The 11,170-nt window shown below is 41.0% G+C and carries 10 protein-coding genes; 3 read left to right on the plus strand and 7 right to left on the minus strand.

The window, feature by feature from the left end:
- Both Q0F90_RS04310 and Q0F90_RS04315 read right to left on the minus strand, forming a co-directional pair.
- Positions 1–829 (minus strand): succinate dehydrogenase/fumarate reductase iron-sulfur subunit (locus Q0F90_RS04310; protein ID WP_296003677.1); only part of this gene is annotated, 829 nt, incomplete at its 3' end.
- A gap of 1 nt (position 830) precedes the next feature.
- A complete protein-coding gene (locus Q0F90_RS04315; RefSeq protein WP_296003679.1) occupies positions 831–2,549 on the minus strand; it encodes an FAD-binding protein in 1,719 nt (572 codons plus the stop codon).
- A gap of 883 nt (positions 2,550–3,432) precedes the next feature.
- Between Q0F90_RS04315 and Q0F90_RS04320 the strand changes: the two genes are divergently transcribed.
- Complete coding sequence (locus Q0F90_RS04320) at positions 3,433–4,107, plus strand: response regulator transcription factor (RefSeq protein ID WP_004698139.1); 675 nt, start codon at positions 3,433–3,435, stop codon at positions 4,105–4,107.
- A complete protein-coding gene (locus Q0F90_RS04325; RefSeq protein ID WP_296003681.1) occupies positions 4,085–5,500 on the plus strand; it encodes an ATP-binding protein in 1,416 nt (471 codons plus the stop codon). Before Q0F90_RS04320 ends, Q0F90_RS04325 begins: the two co-directional genes overlap by 23 nt.
- Before the next feature lie 47 nt (positions 5,501–5,547).
- On the opposite strand, the gene Q0F90_RS04330 is transcribed toward Q0F90_RS04325, so the two are convergent.
- The 4 genes from Q0F90_RS04330 to Q0F90_RS04345 all read right to left on the minus strand — a co-directional run bounded on the left by Q0F90_RS04330 (position 5,548) and on the right by Q0F90_RS04345 (position 9,482).
- Positions 5,548–6,861, minus strand: coding sequence for a DUF445 domain-containing protein (locus Q0F90_RS04330; protein ID WP_296003683.1), 1,314 nt, complete (start codon positions 6,859–6,861; stop codon positions 5,548–5,550).
- The gene (locus tag Q0F90_RS04335) at positions 6,858–8,093 is read right to left on the minus strand and encodes a DUF445 family protein (protein ID WP_296003685.1); all 1,236 of its coding nucleotides are present in this window, start codon (positions 8,091–8,093) and stop codon (positions 6,858–6,860) included. Before Q0F90_RS04335 ends, Q0F90_RS04330 begins: the two co-directional genes overlap by 4 nt.
- A 104-nt stretch (positions 8,094–8,197) precedes the next feature.
- Positions 8,198–8,899 carry an MBL fold metallo-hydrolase gene (locus Q0F90_RS04340; RefSeq protein ID WP_296003687.1) on the minus strand — a complete coding sequence of 234 codons (702 nt, stop codon included), beginning with the start codon at positions 8,897–8,899 and terminating at the stop codon, positions 8,198–8,200.
- 226 nt (positions 8,900–9,125) lie between these two features.
- Positions 9,126–9,482: a helix-turn-helix domain-containing protein gene (locus Q0F90_RS04345; protein WP_296003689.1), complete on the minus strand. Its 357-nt coding sequence runs from the start codon at positions 9,480–9,482 to the stop codon at positions 9,126–9,128.
- Between the two features lie 418 nt (positions 9,483–9,900).
- Between Q0F90_RS04345 and Q0F90_RS04350 the strand changes: the two genes are divergently transcribed.
- Complete coding sequence (locus Q0F90_RS04350; protein WP_296003691.1) at positions 9,901–10,530, plus strand: NAD(P)-dependent oxidoreductase; 630 nt, start codon at positions 9,901–9,903, stop codon at positions 10,528–10,530.
- Positions 10,531–10,695: 165 nt separating this feature from the next.
- On the opposite strand, the gene Q0F90_RS04355 is transcribed toward Q0F90_RS04350, so the two are convergent.
- Positions 10,696–11,170, minus strand: a 475-nt coding sequence (locus tag Q0F90_RS04355) for an HpcH/HpaI aldolase/citrate lyase family protein (RefSeq protein ID WP_296003693.1), incomplete at its 5' end; no start/stop codon positions are given.

Here is an 11,170-nt window from a genome sequence, read left to right on the forward strand (position 1 = left end):
GTTTAGCGGAATCTACAACACCATCAGATTTCAAGCTCATAGAAACTTCTTTCAAGCGACCAGTTTTGTAAAGGTCCTCTTTGAAAGCAACTGCATGGCGAACGCCTTTGCTGTTAGTAAGACCAGCTTTTGTAGCTTCTTTACGCAAGTTGGAAATATCTTGAGCAGGTTTTAAGTGTTTAGGACAACGGGAGATACAGTTCATGCAGTGAACGCATTTCCAAAGACCGTTGTCGAATGCAGGTTGAATGTGAGCCATAGGTGCATCATCACGGCTATCCAATACGAAACGGTTAGCTTTTGTGAATACATATGGTTCCAAGAAATCTTCTTGTTTTGCAGTCAATTTGTTACATTCAGATGCACAGCAACCGCAAAGGATACATTCTGTACCAGCAACGAATTTTTTGAAGTCAGCTGGAGTTTGGCGAACAATTTTGTCACCTTCGTTGAATTCAGCTTTAAGGAAGATCCAAGGAGCAACTGTTTTCAAACGATCAACTTTGGATTCCCAATCAACAACTAAGTCACGAATAACGCGGAAGTTGCCGATAGGTGCGATTGTTAATTCATCAGTACCATAACGTTCTGTTAATTCGTCGATTTTAGCTTCGCAACCAAGCATTGCTTCGCCATTTACGCGAACGGAGCAAGCGCCGCAAACTGCGGAACGACAAGCAGCCAAGAATGTTAATGTTGGATCTTGAGTGTCTTTAATTTTTTGAAGGCCCCAAAGAATTGTACGGTCAGCTTCATAATCGAATTTGAAAGTCTGTACAAACGCGCGACCTTGTTGGTAACGGTGGATATGGTAGGTGATTTGTCTCATCTTAGTACTTCCTTTCTTGTGGTTCGTATTTAGTGAACACTACGTCGCGTTCTGTCAATTCGTACTCGCCATTTGCACCCAATTTGATCAAAGAGTGTTTTAAGTATCTTTCATCATTACGTTTTGGATGGTCTTCACGAACGTGAGCACCACGAGATTCGCGGCGGTGTAAAGCGCCCATAGCAATAGCTTTAGCTACTGTTAACATGGAGCCGATTTCACAATAGTTTACGAATGCCATGTTGTAAGTACGTTCAGGGTCACCTACATAACAAGTTTTGTAATCTTCCATCAATTGGTTGATTTCTTCTAATGCTTCAGTAATACCTTGTTCATTACGGAAGATACCTACTTTGTTCCACATAGCGTTAGCTAATGCGTCACGGATTTCAACTACTGGGCGACCGCCTTGGCGAGTCGTTACTTCAGTGAATTTTTCTTCCCAGTGTTTAGCAGCTGCAGCTAATTCTGCATCTACGTTAGGTTGTTCATGTGTTTCAGCATAGTCAGCTGCACCAGCACCGGATACTTTACCGAATACTACGCCGTCTGCCAAGGAGTTACCACCCAAGCGGTTAGCACCGTGGATGGAGATACAGGATGCTTCACCGGAGGAGAACAAGCCTGGAAGAGAAGTAGCACAAGTTTTGTAATCTACTACGTCGATACCACCCATGATGTAGTGACATGTAGGACGGATAGGTACTGGAGTTGTCAAAGGATCACAATGCTCGAAGCACATAGCCAAGTCACGGATACCATGAAGTTTTTCGATGATAACTTCAGGACCTAAGTGACGAAGGTCAGCTACTACGTATGCGTTAAGGCCAGAACCGAAACCACGACCTGCAGCGATTTCATCTTCGATTGCTTTCGCTACAACGTCACGGGATGCCAATTCCATTTTGTTAGGCGCATATTTTTTCATGAAACGTTCGCCTTCAGCGTTAAGAAGGTAACCACCTTCACCACGAACCGCTTCGGACATCAAGATACCAGTACGACCAAGACCAGTTGGATGGAATTGGATCATTTCCATATCTTTCAATGCATTACCAGCGCGGAAAGCTGCTGCCATGCCGTCGCCTGTGGAAAGGAATGGGTTAGTAGTACGAGTCCAGAATACACGGCCAGCACCACCAGTAGACAAGATGATAGCTTTTGCTTTAATTTGTTCTACTTTACCTTCTTTCATGTTCCAGATAACAGCGCCACCAACTTTGCCCTCTGCATCTTTAACAAGATCTAAAAGGTACCATTCTTGCAAGAACTTAACGCCTTCTTTCAAGCATTGTTCGTAAGTTGTGTGCAAAATAACGTGACCAGTTTTATCCGCAGAGTAGCAAGTACGTGGATAGGATTGACCACCGAAGTTACGTTGCGCAATTTTATTTTGTTCTGTACGGGAGAATGGAGCACCCATGTGGTCCATTTCAAGTACGCCTTCTGGACAACGGGAGCAGAAGAATTCGATCGCATCTTGGTCACCAAGATAGTCAGAACCTTTTACTGTATCGAAAGTATGAGTTTCGATAGTGTCTTCAGCTGCTACGTTATTCAAACAAGCATTTACGCCGCCTTGCGCCATTGCTGTTGCAGAGCGAGTTGGGAAAATTTTAGTAATAAGAGCTACACTTAAGCCTTTACGACGACCTACTTCAAGAGCCGCGCGTTGACCAGCGCCACCGCTACCTACTACTAGAACATCATACTGTTCCATAATGACCTCCTCATAACTACCTTAATAAGAAAATTTGTTAGACTATCTCATTTCAAAAACTTATAAAAATTTTTGATAACCTAATCATTTTTCTTTCAAGAAAAACCCCATACTTATGCGATTTTTCTTATTTCTTTACCTATAATTATAGAGAGCATTTTAGGTCATGTCTAAACCTTATTATGCATAATTAATTTTGATTAATCTAATTGATAATTTATTTCACTTAATGTTTTTAAGGTAAAATTATGAGCAATTAAAATACCTATATGAATAATTCTCACAAGAACTGAAGGATATTACGGAAGTAGTTCGGTTCCGAAATTTTTGTATATTTTTATTTCTCCTAACGTTTTTACGATCCCCATAAATACTAGCTTTTTACTTTGTTGCAACTGTTCATAATAATTAATATCCGTTAAATTCCTACTAAAAATACCTCGAATTTAACTATCGAAAGTCATCGGTTTTTATCATATATAATAAGCATTTATATCTGTGATAATTATTATCACAAGTTTTTTAAGTGATTTCTTTCACATCATCCAAAATCGACAAAATTATGCTCATCTATGCACATACGGCAATCTTCGATATAGTTCATCTTCATTCATTAGTAGAATTCATTAACTTTCAGTATTTCCCCATTTTTAGGGTTTCAAAACATGAAGAAGAGGCTTATAAACTCGCATAGACATTCATCTTTTGCTCATTCCTATTGTATAAGGTATGATAATAGATAAATAAGTTATATAATATTATATATATAGTCACCTTATATGGTGTTGTGGCTTTCACAATAAATGAAAGCTTATATATATAATGACTATATTATAGTAGTTGGAGAGCTATATATTTAACTCATACATAAGGAGAACAGAGAATGAAAATTTTACTTGTAGAAGACGAAGAAATGCTGAATGGCATTACGGCCAAATATTTGCGTGCAGAGAATATGACTGTTGATACATGCTTCAACGGTCAACAAGCGATCGATTACGTTAACACATCTAGCTATGACGTTATCGTAATGGACATTATGATGCCGATCCTCGACGGCATTAGTGCTCTTGCACAAATGCGTAACGACGGCAATACAACACCTGTATTGCTTTTAACAGCAAAAGATTCCTTGCAAGATAAAGTAACAGGCCTTAACACTGGCGCTGACGATTATCTCGTAAAACCTTTTGATCTTGAAGAATTAACAGCTCGTATCTATGCATTGGCTCGTCGCAACGCGCGTCATGCACAAAACGACATCCATGTGGGTCCTCTTACTATCAATGTTCCACAACGTACAGTTAAACGCGATGGCGAAACGATTACATTGACAGCAAAAGAATTCGACCTCTTATTCTATTTAGCAAGTAACGAAAATATCGTATTGTCTCGTCAACAAATTCTTGACCATGTTTGGGAATACGATTATGAAAGCTACTCTAACCTCATCGACGTATACATTAAAGATTTGCGCAAAAAAATCGATACCGATGAGAATGTAAAACTCATTCAAACGGTTCGCGGAGTAGGGTATGTCCTCAAAACTGAAAACTAACGATCCCCACCGGGATTTGGACACCATGTCCGGGGCAGCCACCGATTTATTCAATCGGCTGCCCCTAACCTTTAAAATTATGTCTTGGTATACCATCTTTTTGCTCATCATTTTGATGGTTGCTTCCGCATGGATTTATGCCTATACACATGAGTCCGATAACAAGGAAGTACGAGAACGTTTGCAGCAGCAAGCGATGATTATGGCTACGGATATTCGCAAGTTTAAACCGTACCAAGATAATACATTCTTCTTCGTATCCACCCAAGACGGTTATATTATTAAAGGCGCCTTACCAGATGGTTTCCCAAACCAAACAGTCCTCTCTTTGGGACAGGTTGGAGAAATTGCTGTTGGTGATGACACCTTCTACTACTACGATACGCCGGTTAACGAACCGAATTATCGTGGTATTTTGCGTGCCGTTACAAAGGTAAAAACAGCGTCTAAAAAGACTGAAAACCTTTTATACAGCTTACTATTAGGAAATATCATATTCTTGCTGATTTCCTCACTAGGTGGTTATCTCTTTATCAAGAAAGGGCTGAAACCAGTCCGAACCTTGACCAAAACAGCTAAAGTTATCGGTAAGAACAACGACTTGAGTCGCCGTATCGACATCCCACCGCGCACTGCAAAGGATGAAATCTACGAACTAACTACGACTTTCAATCGTATGATTTCTGGTCTTGAAGATTCTTCAAACCGTGAAAGACAGTTTAGTTCTGACGTATCTCACGAGTTGCGCACACCAATTGCGGTTATTAAAGCAGAAAGTGAATTTGCTTTAAAATATGGACGCACCGAAGAAGATTTACGAGAAGGTTTGACACATATCTTGGAACAAGCTAAGTTTATGACAAATCTTGTTAGCCAGTTACTTGACGTAGCTCGCCTGGAAAATGCCCAAGATCTTACCTTAGCCCCTGTAGACGTTTCAGGGATGCTAACGAATATGGTTCATGACTATACTCGACTTTGTGCAGAAAACACAGAAAAGCAAATCACTATTACATCTCAAATTGAGCCAAATTTACGCATGACGGCTCACGAAGTATCCTTGCGTCGAGCTATTACAAACTTAGTGGATAACGCCATTAAGTTCACGAACTCCACCATCGATATTTCAGCAAAACTCGTAGGTCATGAGCTCGTTATTACCGTGTCAGATAATGGTATTGGTATCGAGCAAGAAAACCTTGAGCACATTTGGGACCGCATGTATCAAACGGAACAATCCCGTAACAAAAAATCAAATCACGGTATCGGCCTTGGCCTATACTTCGTAAACAAAGTTATTAGCTTGCACCACGGCACAGTAACAGCCACTAGTGAACCACAAGTAAAAACTACGTTTACCGTGCGATTACCGTACACTCAAAGTGAAGAATAAACTAAAGGGGCTGACCATTGGTCAGCCCCTTTTCTTGTTATCTAATTTTATCCTACAAATTGTTGCCAGAATGGCATGTACACGTATTCTAGGAATGTCCATACGAGCAAGCCCGCTACAGCACCAACAATGGCACCGTTGATACGAATCCAGCTGAGGTCGTCCTCTACCTTAGACTCGATGAAGTAAATAAACTTCTCACTGCTAAGGCCACCAAGAACTTGGCGGATGATGGTTTCAATGAGGTCATAACCTTGCTCAAGGACGTAGATACCTATATCGTGTAATGTATTTTCAATGCGGTTTCTAAGGTCTTCAGATTGACCGTATACGGTCCATAATTCAAGGGCAATATTAACTAATACTTGAGCTGGTGTTTCCCCATTTTCATCCCCTACAAGCAATAATTCCTCTACATACGGGCATAAATGGTTTTCAATGACAGATTCCCAGTCTTGTTCTCGAATCCAACGTTCCCACGCTTCATCGAGAGCATTGCAAACCTCGCGATTATCTTCAATATTGCGAATCGGATCTACCCATTGACGAAGCCATGCAGTCCGTTCCGGACTATTTGGTCGCTTCCAGTTTTCAAGCATCGCATAGGCCTCTTGAACGATAGCCTGTGCTAACTCATGGTAGTTTACCACATCTGTTGCTTCAGACATAGAAATGAGAAAATCAGACCAGAAGCCTTTTCTCTTTTTCTTATGCGCCTCTTCTGCTACAACCGCGGTAAGCCATGTCACCATAGCCGGATGGTTGATACGTTCTTGAACTACGTTCAACACCTGTACAACCATGCCTTCGTAGCGATTATGCTCACATAAGTCGAGCAGAACGTGTTTTAACACAGGCACGAGGGAATGTTTCTCTAGCAAACCGCGAATGCGTTTTGCCCCCCACTGTGCCCATTCTTCGCTGGTTTGAGATTTCCATAATAGATGCAAACCTTGGTGAATAACGAGACGAGCTGCCCGTTGCCCTTCCGGAGATAGCAAGAATTTTTCAAACAATGGAACAAATTGTACATTATTTAACAATACCTTACAACGATCCTTAGTAAGCATCTTTGTCTCAACGAGCTTGATAACACCGTTGATGAGACGATCTTTATTTCTTGGAATGAGTGCCGTATGGTATGGGAAACCTAATGGCTTACGGAACAAGGCAGTTACAGCAAACCAGTCGGCCACGCTGCCGATAAGGGCAGACTGCACAGCCCAATAGAGCGGCTGATACCAGCTTTCAGAACCAAAGAAAAATTGACCTACGAAAGCAAAACAGTACAATACAGCAGTCAAGCCAAGAATGCCGTTTGCGCGCTGCCGCAAGGTGAGGGATTTCAAATAGCGAATCATTTGAGCACCCCCTCTACAAAAATGGTCAATCCGTAGAAGATGCCACCTAGGACAGCACCTACGAGGGAACCATTAATACGTACCATTTGGAGGTCGTAGTACATTTTACCGCGCACGATTTGGGTGATTTCGTCCGGTGAGTAACGAGATAATTCCTGACCAACCACCTTATCGATGAGTGGGTTCAATTTTTGTAACCACGGAATGCTACGCAACAAGAAGAAACGTTCAAAGGGACCTTGCTTCTCTGGGTTCAACAAGATTTCCGTACCGAGCACGTTAAAGCGGTCCATAACGATGTCCATGAGGCGATTCCAGTCTACTGTATCGCCATCGATGAGCTTGCCTTCCCATTCTTCGAGAACCATTTTAATCCATTGATCTTTATGTTCCTCGATGAAAGCTTGCCATTCTTTGTTTGTTTCCAAATTATTGAAGAATCGAATGGCTTGGCCCCATACGTAGCGACCTAGAGCAGAATCGATAGACTCATTTTCCTTGAGGAACTGAACGGCCTTTTTCTGTACCGTTTCTACCAATCGTTCTGGTGAAAGCCCGTCACCGCCAAAGGCAATGGCCAATTCGCGGAAGAAGGAATCCTTCGTATAGGTTTTCATAATGTCTAACATGACGCGGTACAAATAAGGATATACCTGATTCGATGCAATAACACGCTGACATGTACGGTTGAAATACAACCAGAAAACACCTGCTGTTTGACGCTCTAACATACAGCGGCCAAACAAGATAACGAGAGGCGTCGCCTTCCAGTTGGTAACACCTTTATAAACAGCCTTATTGATTTCTTGACGCATGGGCTCAATATCCATATGGGATAACACTTGATTACCTACACCGTACAAGATTTCTTTAATTTGGCCTTGCCCTACTTCACTCATGCCGTATTCAATGATACGGACCATAACTCGTTCTTTTTTGATAGCATAATACATCTGTGGCACGCGCAATAACTCTTCACTGAGCATGGTGCGCCCCATTTGAATGAGCCGCTCCTTGCTGCGCGGTAAGATTGCAGTCTTAAACGGAATCCCCAAAGGCTTCGTAAAGAGTGCCGTTACCGCATACCAGTCTGCAAGACCGCCAATCATGGCCGCTCCAGATACGTGCATGATAAATGCCCAAAACGTATCCTGCCTTTGTGGATATGCAATTAAAAATATAATAGCCATGACAACCAACAGGGTGGTTGCCACTGGTTTAGTTTTCATCATCACTTGATCCTAACTTACTGAATTACGTATATAGACTCTCCCCATATAACGTAGTGACCGCTGTGGTCACGGACCTTCACAAACTACAAACTGTGAAAGTAGATTTAGAATGTGCATTCATCGCCATCTTTTTGAGGCGCCCAAATTGGCACATCTCCAAAGAGGGCTTTAAAATACACGGATGGAGACCAAAGTGGACCATTTAGATGCATCGGAATAAAGGCCTTATTGACTTGTACGCGGCGCAAGAATTCAATGCTGCCCCACTCCATAGCGTCTTCCAGGCGATTATCCACAGGGAACATCGCTACATCTACGGTCAAGCCTTCTAACTCCTTAAACTCACGCCAAGCCATGCGCTTTGCATCTTCATTGTTCTCTGGTGTATCACCGAGCCAATGCCACCAGTTGAGGTCACCAGCGTGGAAAATAGAATCAGAGTCGATGTTAGCCGTATCTGTCTTTACATAGAAAGAACCGCCTTCATCGGTGCTGCCATACATATGAATGCCTACATCATCTAAGGTGGCATCTTGGCCAGGGCGCATGGTAATACATTTCTTAACCTTGCCCTCTAATGGCACATCTTGATGGCAAATATAACGCGTTTGCGGACCATCAAACTCCGTAATAGACGGATTGAAGTGATCACCGTGAGTATGGCTCACGAAGAACCAAAGCTCACGGCCACGCTTAGCTAATTGCCAAACTATATTGTTAGGATCTTTATAATAATCAAACACATAGCAACGCTTACCATCATCTACGAGGAAGCCGCTATGAGCTAAAAAAGTAACATTTAACATTATTATCATTACCTCTAATTTATTGAGAATTTATATCATTCGTATTGTTTATTATACCATATTTTTATAAATACTTGGCATGAAAAGTACCGATACATTAAGATATATTGAAGATATATTACAGTTGCTATTTAACAGTAAAGGGAAACAATCTTAATAAAAACAAGGACTATCCGTTATGACGATGATCATAGATAGTCCTTTTATACAGTTATAATCATTCGGTTTAGATACGACCAGAGGCTTTCATATAGTCAATATATTGGTTACCCCAAGTTTCAAGAGATGCGAGAACCATTTTAAAACCTGCCCCTACTTCCGTAAGGCTATATTCAACCTTTGGTGGAATAGTGCCATATACTTCTCGATGTACGAGACCGTCATCCTCGAGTTGGCGCAAAGCTCTTGTTAGTGTGGCTTGTGTAATGGGATGTAAACGACGTTCTAGCTCACGAAAGCGCACAGGACCTTCGGCTAATTCGTGCATGATCAATAACGACCATTTGCCGGCTAATAACTTTTGACTCGTTGCAAAGGGACAGCGCCCCACTAGATCATGAACATTTACGAGTTGCTCTGCCATGATAATTCTCCTTATCTATTAATAGTTAGCGTAGAAATTATATGTGTTTAACATAATATGTATACCTAGATTAATATATCTATTTCACACTAAAGAATGTAATCCTTAATGTAGTTCAAATCATATCACATATTTTTAGAATTGCAAGCAATTCATAGTATCTTTTTTGAGGGTACAAAACTTTTTGAAAAATTTTTATTCAGTAAATATCATAATTCTATCACTTTTGATAGTACCTATCGCAAATAATTCTACTATTCAAAATATTTGCACATATATATAATGAGGTCATCAGCTGAACACAATAACAATTACAGAGTAAACTTTACTCACCAGTCTATGGATAAGAGTTTTGCTCAATCACATTTAAAGAACTATACTCTCAACAAAAGAGACTTTCACAAAAAGGAGAATTAACATGAACATTTTAGTAATCGGTGCAAATGGTAACGCAGGTCGTCGTATTGTAGAAAAAGCCCTCAAAGCGGGTCATCAAGTAACAGGCGTTGTTCGCCGCGAAGGTGCTATTGAAGGTATTCCAACTATCGTAAAAGACGCGTTGCAATTAACTAAACAAGAATTAACTCAATTTGACGTAGTAGTAAATGCTACAAGCGCTTTCACACCAGATACGTATCATTTACAAACAGATTTAACATTATTACTTGTGAAAGCATTGGCTAACACAAATACGCGCCTCATCGTTGTAGGTGGTGCAGGTAGCCTCTATGTAGACGAAGATCACACAGTACAATTGTATGACACTCCAGAATTCCCTGCAGACTTCTTAGGTCTTGCAAAAGCTCAAGGTAACGCTATCGATATTTTGCGTAAATTCAGCAACGTAGACTGGACGTTCTTTAGCCCAGCACCAATCTTTGATGCAGAAGGCCCTGAATCTAATGACTATGTTATCGGCAACGAAACTGTCATCATGAATAAAGAAGGTCAACCATATATTTCCTACGAAACATATGCTCAAATCTTAGTGGATGAAATTAACAACCACAAATTTGGTCGTCAACGCTTTACTGCAGTACAAAACTAACAGCCTTTAACCAAAGCTATAACTCAGGCTCCCTATCGATGACCGTGTTTATATTTGAGAGTTAACGCAAAAAATGCTAGTTATTATAACTAGCGTTTTTTTGTATGAGATAATTGTTAGGTTTATATAAAGGATAGTATATGACTTTAATATATACTTATTTGGTTATTTACCAATACTGGATTTAAATGTAGCAAGTGCTGTATCAGCAGCTTGTACAAGGAATTGAGTATCTGCACCAAGGCCAAGGAAGCTCGCTCCAAGATCAGCAAAACGTTTCGCTTGTTCAGGAGTTAAAGCGATAGTACCTACTGGGACACCAAGCTCACGAATACGTTTAATTGCATATTCCATTGCCGCTTCTACCTCTGGATGGAAGATATTAAGGCCATGACCCATGTCTACAGCAAGATCGATTGGGCCAAGGAATACACCACCAATTCCTTCTACACTAGCAATCGCATCAAGGTTTTCAATACCTTTGCGACTTTCAATTTGAGGCAAAATACACATTTCATCATTGATGCGTTCTAGGTAGTCTGTAATACGTCCATAACGACCTGCACGAACAGCACCAGCACCCATACCGCGATTACCGCGTGGAGCATAAGAAGCCCAGTACATAATTTGCTCTACTTCT

Source organism: uncultured Veillonella sp., from assembly GCF_934190855.1.
Lineage (GTDB): Bacteria > Bacillota > Negativicutes > Veillonellales > Veillonellaceae > Veillonella.